We start from the raw sequence: 14,521 nt of genomic DNA on the forward strand, positions 1-14,521 counted from the left end.
GTACATTCGGCACCCTTGTGTAAACCATTTGAATCAATTTTTTCTTCCGTTTAAGGAACTGTAAAAGTGGTTTCGGGGACGCCCAATGCGGTCAAATACTCCCGTTGAAACGGTTTCAACGGCTTGGTCAACTGCCGATGCTGGTCTATGGTAATGACCATTATGGAAGCAAACTTGGTTGCCATCATGAAGGCAGTCGGTTTCTTTGTCTTTCGGCGCACCCAACCTGGCAGGGTGCAGCCATGGGTTTCAACATACTGGCGCATGGAGCGTTCCATTAAACGCCAGATCAACAGGGAGATCAGCAGTACCAGACCCAGCACCTCAATGCGTTCGGCCTTTTTGAGGAAGATGCTGTTGACGATCGCCGGGTCTTTCAGGAAGCTGAAGTTTTTCTCGATGCCGATCTGGCTTTTATACAAAGAGAGCAGTTCGTAGGCAGACCAATCCGCTTGTTGATCCAACAGGTTGGTCAACAGCACGAAACAGCCGGCCCCCTGCCTCAATGGATCCACTTTTTCCGCAGATTCCTGGACGGCTGCGGTTAACCGATATTCGTAACGCAAGACCTTTCGGGGTTTACCGACAGTGGGCCTGCCGCGGCCATACTTGGGGATCTTTTCCACACTAATTTGCAGCCGATGGTAACTGGACGTGGCTTTGCGGATCAGTTTTTCGCCAGCCGCCAGGGCATCTTCCCGGCAGTAGTAGGCCGTGGCGGTGGCTGCCTTTACGTCGGCGTCGAGCTGCCTGCGATCCTGCTTCAGCATCCGGTCGATGCGCTTGTGCCGCCGCTTGTCGTGGGCACTGGAATGCACCACGATCGCCCGGTACGTTTTGCCATACAGTTCGACACGGCCATCATAGGCCCGATAACGGGCGATCGGCCGTTTGGGGCGATCCGGTTCCTCAGCCAAGGCGCCGATATCGATCCAGCGATCGCTGGCGACGGCGTCGGTGATGATGCGACCGCATTCGTTATACGTTGCCGGCAGCCGGGTCAGAAACCAGGTCTGGCGGTCATCTGCTTTCTTCAGATTGTCTTCGGTGACAAACGCCGAGTCGGCCACATAGACATAGGCCCCGGCTCCAGGCCATGCCGGGCCATGTGTTTGGAAATATTGGTAAGCAGTTCGTTGTTCAGGGTCTTGTCCGATGCGTTGCCGTCGGTGGTGGTGCCTAAAATGGGAATGTTGCGGTCGACACACAGCATGGATATCAGAAACTGTTTCAGATCGGGACGCTTGTCTTTGCTGTAGCCATAGGTGATATCAAACGGCGGATCGACCAGATCGTAATCACCGAAGACACTCACCGAGGTGGTGTCGAAATGCAGCCGCCGGGGATCGACTTCGAAAGCGGTCAGGGCGTTTTGGGCCAGTTGAGAGAAGATCTTCTGGGTACCGGTTTCGAAAACCTTATCCATGGAGCGCCCCAGGTTGGTGTCGCAAAATCGTTCGGGTTCGATGGGCGCCCCCAAAAGCAGTTCTGTATCCTTTTCCTCGAAGAACTCGGCCAATCGGTACAGCGGGGTTCGTCCCGACAAGGTGTCCAGGACCATGCCCAATACTGCGTAACCGGGGCTCAGTTCCATTTGGGTGTCGACCATCCGGTCAATGGTTTCTACCAGTCCAATCTTTTTTGCATAGGCTTTGACAATCGGCATATGCTTGACATCGGTGATGACCATCTGCTCGGTGTTGATCGGCGGCATGTATCCTCCCGGGGTTGAGTTTGAACCTGCCCGGGAGTGTAGCAGTAACTAGTTGAAATGTCTAGACTTTTATATTGTCATTATATTCAATAGGTTAACGAGTATATCTGGCTGTATTTACAAGAAGAAAAAATTGTCAAAGAGCGCTGGCTAGGGGTGCCGAATGTAAGATATAAATCTCCGCTCAATGGGATTTTATCTGGCGGGACAGGCAAGGATGGGAATGGTTATATTTTGAATGCATTCCGCTCTGTAAATTGAGGTGTATTGCAATTTAAATATAAGTTTTGATGGAGATATTTGATATCAACGCTCCAGAAGAGATCGATTCGCTGCAGCAAAAACTCACGGTATCTTATCCCCTGCTTGATCCGATGCTGCCGGACGAAGGAAAATTAATGGCCCGCTGGAGACTTCGGCTCAATGTCACACCGGATGAAATTAAAACCATTTTAGAGATGTGACAGATGATTGCCCAACGAAACATCTCATTGCTTTCCAGTCGCATTGCTGAAATAGATGCATCTTCAGGCCAATCTTCGGCGATATAACCGCACCAACCTGACACCTTGAAGCCAATCATAGGATGTACGCTGTCCGGCTGCCGGTTTTTGCAAGCCCTCCGCTGGATAGAATGTCATCATATTGCGCCCCATTGAAACCATGACGCGGCTGCATGAGGGCCGCGCAGTGGCTATCAAAAGACCATGTTGAGGCGCTGACCGATTCCGTCATAACGGATCGGGCTGTTCCGGTGCTCGCTTTCCCCTTCATTTGTTGCCGATACGCATTTTCCCATGATAGCGGCCCGATGTTCCCATGAAACAATCGGAAGATTCCCGTGAAATGCCCTCGAAATTGGTTCAGCCGCATGCAATGGAATCCGCGAAGTCGGTGAACTCATGTGTAATTCTCAACCCGGACATTGGAACAGGAGTACTCGAGCGGTATCCGTGTTTTACCGCAATAAATCGTCCATTGTCCGACGACCTTAACCGTGATGTCCGATGAAAAACCAGGCTGTCCGACGCATACCGGGAAAATAATGCAATAAATACAGTCAAATAAATCATTCGATCATCTGCCGCTGTTTTTCAAAGGCCCGATTTTCCCACGTCCCTATATAATATATTAGCACCATCGGACACGTCCGATGGTGGCAATGATAATCCGGCAATATTTTAACGGCATGGCATCGGAAAAAAGAAAATGAAACTCACCGGCAAAATGGAACAATGGATAGAAAGCCGTTTGTGGCATCTGAAAATCGATAACGGCACCATCACAATCCGGCAGATCGTATCCGAACTGACCAGCCTGTTCGGCATCAGCCTCTCACCGGGTTCGCAAAAACAGCTGGAAGCCGAAATCGGCAAAATCCGATCCCGCATTTACAAACGCCACAAACGATGGCTCCGTCACCGGGCGCAATGGGCCAGCACATTGGGTGTGCCGGAAAAGATGATCCAGAGATGGTTCCGAGCCGGCTGGATCGATCCCGGCAATCCGAAAACCATCCACCGCCTGGCAGGCATAATCTTTGAAAGAGATTATTATCACCGGTTTCTCGAACCCAAGGGTGCCGACAACAAGATACCGGAAGACCCGGAGATCAGCATCACAGGCATGTAGGCAACCCGCTGTAACCATATCCGATATTTCATCTGCAGCAAATACTGCCAACCGCTGCCTCAGGACATAAGGAGAGATCCCGTGCCGATGATGAAATTTGAAACCCAAGAAAAAGTCATCAGAATCGATGAAATATTCAAAGATGACAGCATTTATCCAAGGGAAAAGATAGACGACAAACGCATCGATTTCTTCAGTGACCTGATAGGGGAGGGCACCAAATTTCCCCCCATCAAAATCGTCGAAGACACATCCGGCAGGTACATTCTTATCGACGGATTCCACAGGTACAGCGCCTTCATCAAACTCAAGCGAACTGAGATTGCCTGCGATCTTATCGATGCCGCCCCGCAATTGTGGCGCCTGCTTTCGGTGGGTTTCAATTCCGATTCCTCGCAGCCCCTTAAGCCCGGCGAGATCAAAAGGGCCATTCATGACGCCTGGTGCAAGGACAATGTCAGGAACAAGCGGCAGATCGCCGACATGGTCGGATGCAGCGTCCAATGGGTGCGTAAAGTGGTAAAGGGCCTGGCGCAAAAGGAAGAGAGCGAGAAATTGGCCCTGGCCAGAAAGCTAAAGGATGAAGAAAATCTTCCCGTTCGTGACATCGCCGAAAGGATCGGCTGGAGCAAAACCAAAACCCACCGCCTGTTAAGCGAAGATTCCAAGGCCGAAAACGGCCCGGAAAATAACCCGGCGGATTCAGGGCGGTCATCGAAACAAAAGCCCCGTGTGGCGTCAACTGAAACTCCGCCCCAAACAGAGCCGTCCTTTCAAGATGCCGAAAACGTCGTCCGGAATTTTGATCGGTATGACCACGAATGGGAACCCGATCAGAAAGAAACCCTCTATGTATTCGATGGAATCAAAAACAATATTCCGGTTCAAGTCATATCCGACCATATCAACAGGGGTCCGGGCTGGGTTCGCAACACCGCGAGTGTTCTATTGCTTTTCTATCAGAATGATGAAAACCGTTCCGATCAACTGCAAGACATCTCCGACGCTCTCTCCGTGAATATCGACAGAATACAATCCATCCACTGGTTCTTTATCCATTGGCCGAGCATTCTGCCGGAACGACACTCCCTGTTTCAATGGATATTGTCCAACCTTCCCCGATACCGTGACGACCGGATGAGCCAATTGATCCGTCTCGAACACCTGCACTGGCACAATGACAGCGAGGATGCCCAGGGGATGAACAGCGATCAGGATCAACATTGCCATTTGTCGGAATTGCCCGACGACACCCTTTCCCGCTTGAATCAAATAAGCGCCCATTTTGAAGATCTAAAACGATATCTCAGGAATTATGATATCGATACGGCATTGGCAAAGGATCTACTTGAACGGCTGAACCTTGTCATGATCTTGCAGAATCGTATCCGAGATCATTTGTGCAAATATATATGAAGTACAGGCATCCACGTTTTATGCAATTCCGCGTTGACGCATCTAATCCGGCCCGTTAGGATGGCTTGATCTACCCGTGAGTCACGAACTTACCATCGTATCCGGGATTGCCAAGAAGTCGCAGGCTTTTTTGCCAACGGCGACAGTCGTTCGGAGACGGAGCCGCTGGAAGTTGATGGCAAAAGGGGCGGCCGCTATTTGAAACCATCGAATCGCAGGTTTTGCAAATGAATAAGATTGGACTGATCGAAGCTCTGAAGGAAATCAGCGGAATTTCAAAAGCTGAGGCCCGCAAGGCGGTTGAACTGTTCTTTGAAACAATGGCCGATACCCTTGCGAATGGTGACCGCGTCGAAATCCGTGGACTATGCAGCTTTTTCGTGAAGGGATACGGTGCCTACACCGGACGTAATCCCAAATCTGGAGAAAAGGTGAAGATCAAACCGAAGAAGTTGCCATTTTTCAAGGCGGGGAAGGAATTGAAGGAACGGGTGGATCGTTGAAAGTCATTTATAGTCACAGCTTTTATCCGGTGTACACATCTGACCCGGCCGCGGTGGCCGGAAGGATTGAGGCGGTGATGAATGCGCTTCCGGCAGGCACAAAACTGATTGAGGCAGAACCGGCCACCGAGGCGCAAATCGCACTGGCGCATACGATGGAACATATCAGATTCGTTCGCCAGGAGGGGCTTTACGACATTGCCGCACTTGCAGCAGGCGGGGCCATGCAGGCGGCTCGGCTGGGCCTTGAGGCACCTACCTTTGGTGCCATTCGGCCACCCGGTCATCATGCCTCTGGTGATAGCTGCTGGGGTTTTTGCTATTTCAACAACATGGCGGTGGCGTTGCTGACCCTCAAGGATGAGGGACTGATCGAAACCGCCACCATCCTGGACTTTGACCTCCATTACGGCGACGGCAATGTGAATATTCTGGATCATCGCAGCTGGATGTCAATTTCCAATCCAGCAGGCCGTACCCGCGACAGATATCTCCAAGAGGTGGAGACTTTCATTGAGGCGAACCCGGCAGACATCATCGGCATATCAGCGGGTTTCGACCATCACATCAATGATTGGGGTGGACTGCTACTCACCCAAGACTACCACACCATGGGACGAATGGTGATCAACTCCGCTCGTAAAAACAACGCTGGCTGTTTCGCCATCCTGGAAGGGGGGTATAACCACAAGATCATCGGCCTGAATGCCGCCGCTTTGATAGAAGGTCTCAGCTCTTAATGGTTCAGCGTTTTTAAGGGATGGACCAAAAGTGCGGTCCACTCTGTTTGGCAGGCATTTCAGCTTTCCATTTCATATATGTAAAATACCGCTATTGTTTGTAATTTCCATTTTATGGCAAGATACCTGCAATTCAAGGAATGACAAATAGATTCAACTTTTGTGATCTATCCTGTACCCAAATTAAAGACCTTGTAAGCTATATGCATAGCGGGCCGATCGGGTTTTTTCTTTCCAAAGTATACAAAATGGTCTCGCGAAGGAGGGCCGTCAGGCCGACGCATCGGTCGTTTGATTCCCATTCTTCGATGACACCGCAAAGATCTGCAGGGGCGCATGCCGACCGCGCAATTGTCGCCGACCGCGGTCCTGGATGGCATAGGCATCCCGGCCGTCAAGAAGGTCCAGGGCCGTACCTGATGCGAGAAAGCGGCTATCCAATTCCCTCGTGGCCTGCTCGATGCGGCTGGTAACGTTCATCACGTCGCCGTGGAACACGATGCTTCGCCGGTAAACGCCCACCTCGCCGAGCACCACGGGCCCGGCGTGCAGGGCGCCGCGCACGGCCGGGGTGACCCCGAAGGTCGCCTCGAACCACGGAGAGGCCTCGGCCAGTGCGCTCTGGATCTGGAAGTAACAGGCCAACGGACGGGCTTCGGGGCGGCCTTGAGCGATCTGCCAGGTGATGACGATCTCGTCGCCTACGTACTGGTAGATCTCGCCGTGCTGGTCGGTGACCGGATCGGCGATCAGGGCAAAGATGCGGTTGAGAAAACGATGAATGGAAAGCTCTCCGATCTCCTCGGCGATGCGCGTGGATCCGACGATATCCACAAAGAGAAAGAAGCGTTCCTCCATGCGCGGTTGGTGATAACGGCCCAACAGTAGGTTGCGCAGCGTGCGGCCACCTACCAGGCGGCTGATCTGCAGGAAAAAGATGATGATGAACATGATGATAAAGGAGAAGATGATCGACATGGGCGCGAAGGCCCGCGTAGTCTGGGGATCGTCCACGCCGCCGATCACCACCATCTCGCCCACACTGAACAGCTCGACGCACAAAATGACCGTGCTGTATACCACCCCCTTTATCAAAATGGTGATGATCAGGGGGGCTTGCTCGATGTGTTGCCCCCACGCCGTTCGCACGCCAAATATTTCCATCAGCGCGATTACGGAAGTGATGATAAACCCGTGGACGGCGCCGATCATGCCACCAACCAGCAGCTCGCCCCAGCCGGCGAAGCCGATCAGGCTCCCGTAGACGACGCCCACGAAAATGCCAGCACCCATGACCCAGGCAAAGCGCCGGAGGCGCAGTCGGGTGCCTTCACCCATCGAACGGAAAAGGGATTCAGTCATTGGTCGACCCTTCGCTGAATTGGGGCATAGTCCGAGTAAGGGTTCAACTTTAATTGATCCTTCACAATGGCATTGCCGACAAACTACATCAAAGAAGAAACGACATGCAAGGCAACGATACGGTTGGTACCCAAGGTAAGCCTATGATATCCAGTTGCTAAATGCAAATTCGATGTCTTCCTTGATACTTATGAGGGCTGGCAAGCTATACCAAATTCTTGTGAAAGCCGTTTTTGTGGGATAACCAAAACAAACTTGGGTAGGTTTGAAATACAAAGCTCTTGTTTAAAACAGTGACAGCTTATCGGTATTCTCTGAACCACATAAACAATCATGGTGTGGTAGGTATTGCACGTTTGTCATTCATGTCCATGGGAGGCGTACCGAAAATGATGAATTCCAGGGGGGTGTCATCATCCGATGCCAGGGAGTGGGGCACGCCTGCAGGAATGGTAACCACTGCCCCGGGATCCAGGCGGTATTCGGTTCCGCCGATGACGATCCTACCGCTGCCCGACAGGACATAGTACACCTCCTCGTAGGCGTCATGCAGATGGGGGTCGCCCTGGGTGACCTTTACCACGTGCACGTTGGCGATACCGCTCTCGCCGCCGGTGACGATGCGCTGCACATTGCCGTAGGGGCAGGAAAGTTCATCGGTTTGGGCGCGGTAGCGGACCACGGGCTCTTTCTTCATGTGATTCACCCTCTTTTTCTGAAAGGATTTATTTGCCACCCCTCACCCCGGCCCTCTCGCCTCGATGGGAGAGGGAGCTGCGGCGAGCAACACTTATCCATTCATTACCAACGGTCGCGGTAAGCATTCACCGGCCCCCTGAGTTAAGAAAATGGCGTGCAAGCGTTCCCATGCCTTTCATGAGTAAAGGCGGGTGCAGCAAACCTTCCCTCGCCCCTTTGGGGAGAGGGACAGGGTGAGGGGGGTAATACCAAGACCGGTCCATGAGCCGACGTTTTTTAAAAGCCGCCATCGCCTCAATCGCAGGCGCGGCCTCCTTCCGCGATCGGTTTTGTCAAATCACCCGATTCAACCCGCTGTTTTTTTGTAATTAAGAGGAAAATGGGCCACAGTAGCAAGGGCAGGACCACCGCCAAAAAAACGCCGTATCCCGGATCGCCTTTGGATGCATGCCCGAGAAAAGCGAACAACAGACAGGTGGGCAGGGTGCCCAGCAACAGGGCGGCACTGAATCGTCTGAGATCCATGCGCGCCAGGCCGGCCAGGATGGTCATCACTTCCGGCAGGATGGGCAGGATCCGGCTGACGATGATCCCCCAGCCGCCCCAGCGGTCGAATACGGTTTTGAAGCGCATCAATTCCCCTTCGCTGGCCAGCAGACGGGCGCCTTTCTCTCCGGCCAGCCGGGCCAGGCCGTATCCTGTGAATCCGGCCCCGGCCGATCCCACGACCGCAATCAGTCCTCCCATCCATACCCCGTAGACGCTGCCCAATGCGGCCATGATGCCGGTGGCGGGGATCGGTAGGAGAATGTCGCCGATCAGGAGACCGATGCCGACGAGCCAGGCCCACGTCCGGATCTGGTCGAACCATTGGGCGCAGGCCTCCTGGCTGAACAGCAGTTCGAGCTTCGCGCCCCACAATTCAAAGGAGGCGGCAAAGATGACGCCCAAAAGGACGGCAATAAAAAATAGTTTGGCGGCGAGTTTCACGATTTATCCCATGAGGTTATTTTTGTTCAGCGCCTGCAGGTTTGATGATCATAACCACCTTGGTCCCTTTTGGCGGCACAATTTCTTCGTTGACAAAATAGAGACGGTCATCACTGCCGGTTGGCAGTCTGTGGTCAAGCAGCGCATACGGGTCATGATAGGTTGATGCGATAGAATGCTCGATTTGTGCCATGAACCTGCCATTAACTATTTTCGAGCCGGTATATACCCAATCGGTATGTTGCATGGATTTGCCGGTTTGTTGATTAAATATGAGATCTTCCGCACGGCGAGTGTGGCGTTTCTTGGCTTCGTCGACCCACTGAACGGATATTTCAACAGGGTCGCCTTCAGGGATGGAATCTTCACCCTGACTTTCCAGTTTCCTGTCACCAGGTTCCAGTCCAACCAAAAGCAGCGCTATATTCAAATAAAAAGGCTCGGCATCAATCTTCAATACACTTTCATGGAGCTTTCCCCGATATCCGCAGGCCAGATATTCAACCAATCCTTTATCCATATTGACCTCTCCTCTTACGGTAATCATCGGAATGTGTTTATCGATGACGATATTGCCGATGAGCAGCCTGCCTTCTCCCATTTTTCGGATTGGGGGCATTTGATCCATTCTGAGTGGCTTGCCTTTTTCCCACAGGGGGGCATCACGCCCGGGCGCCGGTTTGGGCGCGTTTTGTTGGACCTGGTCCTTTTTAACACCATCTGAAGCCATAACACATTCGAAAGGGTAACCAACTGCCATAAAAACAGCGAGAATCATTGTTGTAATAATCGAAAATAAAGGTCCGGATGTTCTCATTCACCTCTCCTTTTATGTTGTTGACAGGCTGGCGTTGAACTAATATCTCAATTGAATACCAACGCATTGAAAATCATTCAAACGCTTGGAGGAATATCGTGAAAAAGTTTTTTATTGCAATCTCAGCAGTTTCTTTGGTTACCCTTGTTTATCTGTTTGTTTTCGAAAAGGGACCAGAAGATAGGCAATTGACACCAGCATCGACAGTAACAACAAAACCACTTCCCTCCCAGGAAGATAAGACGCTGGAAAGCAAAGATTCAAAAAAAGAATCCATCCAGCAGCCTGAGTATACAAAAAAGGTTCAACACCGTTTGCCCGAACAGTCTCTACCCGAAGTTGATGGCACCAGTATACCCGTTAGGGAAGATATCAGGAACATGCTGCCTGATCAGTTATACGAACTGGTCGACAGTGGCCAAGCTCTTTTCGACCTCTCTCCCGAGGAATTCGTACAACTGGCAAACCGTCTCTCTCAAATGGCCCGTGATGGGGATCCTTGGGCTGGTGATGCGTTGGCGTCACTGACAATGGGTGTCGCTGACAATCAGGAGCGGCACATGTTAATGCAGATGCTGGGTCGCTCCGGAAGTGAGAAAGCGTCCCCTGTACTTTTGGAAATACTGCAAAGCAACCTCGACAATCCAACGGAAGTCGTTCGCATCAGCTCCTATCTGCCCAAAGTCGACGGCACGCTGGCCAGGGATGTGGTGGACGCGTTATTTGCCATGGTACGGCAGCCCGGTATTTCCTCCGACGTTACCAAAAGCCTGGTCGGCACCATTTTCCATAAGGGGGGGAGATACGGTCAGCAACTCGCTATTGAAAATGAAATGGTTCCCTTCATGAATTAGCAAGCATTTAATTGAACCCTTCAATGGCATAAACGATCTGGTTTCTTTGGTTTTCCGAATTCTCGGAATGCTCACCTCTTGGTACATAGAAACGCCGCCGGATATTTCCGGCGGCGTTTGGTTTCATCCGGCCGTTTAGCCCTTTCGATTACGGTGCCAGGGCCGGCAGGTTGTCAACGATATAGTGTTGCCCATTGAAGTCGAACTCCGCTTTCCAGCGCCAATCTCCCGTGGGAGCGATGCGCCGGTTAAGTTGAACTTCGATTTCAGCACTCATCGCACCCGGATCGCATGCCGTCGTTACCACGTCTCCCGGAGCCATGCTGCCCAAGACCGCAGTGTCGTTCAGAATGGTCAAATTGGTGGGCGCCTGGGTTAGGGTCACCACAACATTCTCGGCAACGCCAGTTCCCAGGTTGGAAAAATCCACCACAATGCCATACCGGTAAAGGGTCCTGGAGATTGCTTCGCGGAAACAGTAATTATAATCCTGAGCATAGACCAGGGCAATCGACACGATGTTGACCTGCGGAGAGGTCTGATCCGTAAGTCCGTGGCTGTCGGTAACCCTCAAGGTGATTGACTGGGACACCGGATTCGGGAACAGCTTCTGGACAACGCTGTAATCGCCGGGTGTGACCGGCGTTCCATCGTCACCGTTAGCCTCATTGTAGTTACCGTCGCCATCCAGATCCCACTCGAAGGAAACGATGCTGTCACCCAGGCAGGAGGGGTTGCCAGCATCGGTACAGGCGTTGGGATCGTAAGAACTGCTGCCGTCGAATACGATGGTGTCGCCCGGCAGGCCGGCCCAGGGGCCATCGGTCTGGGCTACCGGCGGCACATTGCCGCTGGTCACTTCGACGGTGGCCGTATCCGTATCGTCCTGCACCGGGTCGCTGTCGTCAATGACCCGCAAAGTCACCGTATAGGTTTCATCCGCGCCGGTATCCGGGTAGTTGACATTGGCCGTCAACCCGGTTGCGCCCTCACCGGCACCCGGGGACCCGGCACTTTCCCACCACAGGCCGTCAGCGGCATTGAAATCCCACTGGTAGGTAACGATGTTTTGCGCCGGATCCTGGTGGTAAGAGCCAGACCCGTCGAGCATAACATCCTGACCGGCATTGACCGGCCCGTATGGACCACCAGCTTCAGCCACTGGAGGCAGGCCGCCAACGGCAGGTGCCAGCATGGCTAGTGCTGCACCAGTGGACATTGGATCCGGAATCGGCAGCCATGTATGGTGATCGTACCAGCGATCATTGGCATTTTGATCTCCAACAAGGTATTCGGTGTAAAGGGTTTCCCAATCTCGACCTGCCAAATCGCTTAGGTTTAGATATTTCATTCCTTTATAGAAGGCGTACATATGGTAGTATGCCCCCAAGTTGCCGTCATCCCCTGCTACGTTCCAATTGTTGTCTAAAAAAGTCAGAGCAGATTGAACATTAGTGTCCGTCGGCGTATAACCCGTATATTTAAGCATTGCCAAACCGGCGCCAGTTTTGCCGAAGTTTTCCCAACTGCCAGGGTAGTCATAGCCAAATCCCCCGGTGGTATCGCCCTGGGTGTAGGCCAGCCAGTCTCGCAACCTTGCTTTGACCTTGGGGTTAATATGGATGTTCCACCGGGTTTCGGCCTCTTCCAACCCCAGCACTGGCCATTGGGATACCGAGTTATCTGACGATCCATAGTTTCTACTGTACCGCCAACCGTCACCGTTGGGGTTACAGTCTCCCTGATCCGCAATTTCTATTTGAGCGGCACAGATCGTATACCAAGACTCTCCGCCATTATCAGAGTAACTGACCTCTGTATCATAGATGCCTGGCGCATAAGTGTGTTCCGGGCCGTAGCCATAGGCGTAAAAATAATTTACATCGCAATAATCGGGGGCAAAGACGTCCTCGGTACCGTCGCCCCAGTTAATGCGATACATTACTTGGCTACAATCGACGGTCCGATTATAATTATATGTGTATACATAGTAATCTTGGTAAAGAAATGTACTGCCGCCATCATAACTCCAACCATAAAATTGTCCAAAGTCGTCAGCGGTTGGACCAAGGTCCGATGCCGAACAAGAATATTCTTGATATCCGCTGGACGAGCTATCAGACTGAGCAAAGGCAAGAAAATCTTTGAGATCGATGGCTACATCATGCATATTCATGCCGTTTACAAAGGCATTGAAAGAACTTACCGTTGTGGTCCGAGCTACCTCTTCGCTACAACTATTGGCAATGGCCAGCAGGGCCAGCCCGACCTCATAGCCCTCTGTCCAACTGCTGCCAAATGCAATACCGTACCCGTCGTTATCCGTGTCCAGATCATCCGATTCCGGATCGCCGGGCACACCTTCGGGATCGCCGATACATGATTGTTCGGAAAGTTCCACTTCATAGGCATCATTAAACAGCCACCGCAATCCCTCTTGAACCGATTTTTTGTAAATGTCATCGTCGTCGGCCTCAAGGTTGTGTTTGTGGTTTTCGAAGGCAATCAATGCCATGCTTGTCGTGGCTACAGGATAGTTCGAACTTGCCCAGACACTTCCGTTTGCTCCGGGCTCTTCTGCCAAATATAGAGCCCGTAGTCCCCGGTCCACGGCAGAGTTCTTCTGGCGGTTAAGCGTGTCTACGGACAGGGTCTGCATTTCGATGACCGCACTGTCCATATCCGTGCTGTCGGCCGCATCCCGCACGCTTAGCCGGGCCCAGTTGAGGCCCGATGAGCCGAAGGTTTTGGTAGTGCTGATGTAGCGGGGATCGGCCACTGCGGCCCAGGCGGTACTAGTGCCGTCGCTGAAGTCCCACATGTATTGGTAGGTGCCCGATACAGCGCCTTCCGCATTGCCGAACAGGGTGCGTTCCTCCCCTACCAATGTGTATGCCGATGGAATCGTGGCACCACTGGGCTGGACCCGCACCATGACAGCAGCCATGGCATTGGTGGTCAGGCATAGCGTTGCTATCAATCCAAAAAACAGAAAAATCTTTTTCATGAAAATCCCCTTTCCATGTCGATGAATCTTTTGTTGTCCAGGCCGGGCCGATCCCCCAATCGATCCCGATCCGGCAATATCCTCTCTAATCCCTTTCAAAGCTCGTTTTTTTTCCTTCCGGATTAAACACTCCTTTTTTTACGCCGCGTGGCCGCGACCAGACCGCACAGCCCAGTGCCCAGTAAAAGTAGGGTAGCCGGTTCGGGAACGGGCGCACCCCCGTCATATTCAGTAAAATAGAAGTTGTCGATATGGAAAAACTCACCGAACCCCAAATCGTCCGGATCATCCCAGATATAAAGGGTGTCAAAACCGGTGGCAAAGGAGACGGAGATGTTGTAGTAATTTTCGTCGTAGACAGTGAGAGAATTACTGGCGACGATAGACCCTCCCGATACAGCCGCAACGTTCAATGTGGTTGAATCCGGTAAGAAGCTTTCTGCAAGAATATCAAAAGAGACGCTTTCGAACTCAAAGGCATCTGCAACCGTGGCGCCGATGAATGTGTCGTAGCCGTAGTCGCTGCCAATTCCGCTGGCAAGATAAGCATCGCCGGGACTCCACCCATCGTCGGTATAGGCATCTTCCAAATAAAGAGGGTCTCCGGCGAAGAAAGAAACGGCAAGGCCGGTGTCTGAGTCTGTGATGGTTGGGTTAGAAGTTCCAAGCAGTACTTCATCAAACATAATCGTAGCCGAAACGGGCATAGCCAGTAATAGCCCTATCAACACCGCTGACAGGCTTAATAAACATTTTCGTTTCATTTAGTCATAACCTCCTTGGAGCA

At 52.1% G+C, this 14,521-nt stretch carries 13 protein-coding genes and 1 pseudogene; 7 read left to right on the top strand and 7 right to left on the bottom strand.

From position 1 onward, the window contains the following. Positions 1-50 precede the first annotated feature (50 nt). A pseudogene (locus GN112_RS35535) lies at positions 51-1,714 on the bottom strand (IS1634 family transposase). Between the two features lie 290 nt (positions 1,715-2,004). Between GN112_RS35535 and GN112_RS03725 the strand changes: the two are divergent. From GN112_RS03725 to GN112_RS03745, 5 genes are all read left to right on the top strand, one after another. Next, positions 2,005-2,178, top strand: coding sequence for a hypothetical protein (locus GN112_RS03725; protein ID WP_155309004.1), 174 nt, complete (start codon positions 2,005-2,007; stop codon positions 2,176-2,178). 745 nt (positions 2,179-2,923) lie between these two features. Further along, positions 2,924-3,346: a hypothetical protein gene (locus tag GN112_RS03730; protein WP_155309005.1), complete on the top strand. Its 423-nt coding sequence runs from the start codon at positions 2,924-2,926 to the stop codon at positions 3,344-3,346. 81 nt (positions 3,347-3,427) lie between these two features. After that, the gene (locus tag GN112_RS03735) at positions 3,428-4,762 is read left to right on the top strand and encodes a hypothetical protein (protein WP_162458769.1); all 1,335 of its coding nucleotides are present in this window, start codon (positions 3,428-3,430) and stop codon (positions 4,760-4,762) included. Between the two features lie 227 nt (positions 4,763-4,989). Then, on the top strand, positions 4,990-5,265 hold the full coding sequence (locus GN112_RS03740; RefSeq protein ID WP_155309007.1) for an HU family DNA-binding protein: 276 nt from the start codon (positions 4,990-4,992) through the stop codon (positions 5,263-5,265). Continuing rightward, complete coding sequence (locus GN112_RS03745; RefSeq protein WP_155309008.1) at positions 5,262-6,005, top strand: histone deacetylase family protein; 744 nt, start codon at positions 5,262-5,264, stop codon at positions 6,003-6,005. Before GN112_RS03740 ends, GN112_RS03745 begins: the two co-directional genes overlap by 4 nt. Positions 6,006-6,275: 270 nt before the next feature. Here GN112_RS03745 and GN112_RS03750 read toward each other — a convergent pair whose 3' ends face one another. After that, the gene (locus GN112_RS03750) at positions 6,276-7,154 is read right to left on the bottom strand and encodes an adenylate/guanylate cyclase domain-containing protein (protein WP_162458770.1); all 879 of its coding nucleotides are present in this window, start codon (positions 7,152-7,154) and stop codon (positions 6,276-6,278) included. Between GN112_RS03750 and GN112_RS33525 the strand changes: the two genes are divergently transcribed. Beyond that, positions 7,131-7,385, top strand: coding sequence for a hypothetical protein (locus tag GN112_RS33525; RefSeq protein WP_162458771.1), 255 nt, complete (start codon positions 7,131-7,133; stop codon positions 7,383-7,385). The two genes, GN112_RS03750 and GN112_RS33525, sit on opposite strands and share 24 nt — an antisense overlap. 313 nt (positions 7,386-7,698) lie before the next feature. Here GN112_RS33525 and GN112_RS03755 read toward each other — a convergent pair whose 3' ends face one another. The 3 genes from GN112_RS03755 to GN112_RS03765 form a co-directional block, all read right to left on the bottom strand. Beyond that, on the bottom strand, positions 7,699-8,064 hold the full coding sequence (locus GN112_RS03755) for a cupin domain-containing protein (protein WP_155309010.1): 366 nt from the start codon (positions 8,062-8,064) through the stop codon (positions 7,699-7,701). A gap of 296 nt (positions 8,065-8,360) precedes the next feature. Beyond that, the gene (locus tag GN112_RS03760; RefSeq protein WP_155309011.1) at positions 8,361-9,056 is read right to left on the bottom strand and encodes a TVP38/TMEM64 family protein; all 696 of its coding nucleotides are present in this window, start codon (positions 9,054-9,056) and stop codon (positions 8,361-8,363) included. A gap of 16 nt (positions 9,057-9,072) precedes the next feature. Then, positions 9,073-9,873 carry a YdjY domain-containing protein gene (locus tag GN112_RS03765; RefSeq protein WP_155309012.1) on the bottom strand — a complete coding sequence of 267 codons (801 nt, stop codon included), beginning with the start codon at positions 9,871-9,873 and terminating at the stop codon, positions 9,073-9,075. A gap of 98 nt (positions 9,874-9,971) precedes the next feature. Here GN112_RS03765 and GN112_RS03770 point away from each other — a divergent pair, with 98 nt between their 5' ends. Further along, positions 9,972-10,727, top strand: coding sequence for a hypothetical protein (locus GN112_RS03770; RefSeq protein WP_155309013.1), 756 nt, complete (start codon positions 9,972-9,974; stop codon positions 10,725-10,727). 148 nt (positions 10,728-10,875) lie between these two features. Here the strand turns inward: GN112_RS03770 and GN112_RS03775 are convergent, their stop codons facing one another. Together GN112_RS03775 and GN112_RS03780 are read right to left on the bottom strand one after the other, a co-directional pair. Continuing rightward, positions 10,876-13,734: a hypothetical protein gene (locus GN112_RS03775; protein ID WP_155309014.1), complete on the bottom strand. Its 2,859-nt coding sequence runs from the start codon at positions 13,732-13,734 to the stop codon at positions 10,876-10,878. 122 nt (positions 13,735-13,856) lie between these two features. Next, positions 13,857-14,498 carry a PEP-CTERM sorting domain-containing protein gene (locus GN112_RS03780; RefSeq protein WP_155309015.1) on the bottom strand — a complete coding sequence of 214 codons (642 nt, stop codon included), beginning with the start codon at positions 14,496-14,498 and terminating at the stop codon, positions 13,857-13,859. Positions 14,499-14,521 lie beyond the last annotated feature (23 nt).

This window comes from Desulfosarcina ovata subsp. ovata, from assembly GCF_009689005.1.
GTDB classification, from domain to species: Bacteria; Desulfobacterota; Desulfobacteria; order Desulfobacterales; family Desulfosarcinaceae; genus Desulfosarcina; species Desulfosarcina ovata.